The organism is Cupriavidus sp. 01T418, from assembly GCF_056398885.1.
Genome location: NZ_JBFTQG010000179.1, coordinates 1 through 451 on the forward strand (window position 1 = coordinate 1; position 451 = coordinate 451).

The window sequence follows — 451 nt, forward strand, 5'->3', positions numbered from 1 at the left end:
GCTGAAGTTCAGGCGGAACACATCGGCGAACACATCGGCTCCCGCCTCGAACAACTGCCGGATCACCTCGATATCGGTGCTGGCCGGTCCGAGCGTGGCAACGATCTTGGCTTTGCGCTGGCGTCTCATTTTGTCTCCTCTTCCAATCTCGGGCGGCGCGCAGCAAACGGCGCGCCTTTATTCAAACAGGTGGCTGACACACTTACACAATCAGGATGGCGCGGAAATCATTGACGTTGGTACGGGTCGGGCCGGTGACGATCAGGTCGTCCAGGCCGGAGAAGAAACCATAGCCGTCGTTATTGCCGAGGTGTGCGCGCGCCGACAGTCCACGCGCCGCGGCACGGGTCAGGGTGTCGGGCGCGAGCAGCGCGCCGGCGTTGTCTTCGGAGCCGTCGATGCCGTCGGTATCGCAGGCGATGGCATGCACACCGGGCAGGCCGTCCAATGC

At 63.2% G+C, this 451-nt stretch carries 2 protein-coding genes; both read right to left on the bottom strand.

What is annotated here, in order from left to right; genetic code table 11:
* Positions 1-129 (bottom strand): pyruvate kinase (locus AC1DQ3_RS36800; protein WP_477124995.1); only part of this gene is annotated, 129 nt, incomplete at its 3' end.
* Between the two features lie 73 nt (positions 130-202).
* Positions 203-451 (bottom strand): MOFRL family protein (locus AC1DQ3_RS36805; protein ID WP_477124994.1); only part of this gene is annotated, 249 nt, incomplete at its 5' end.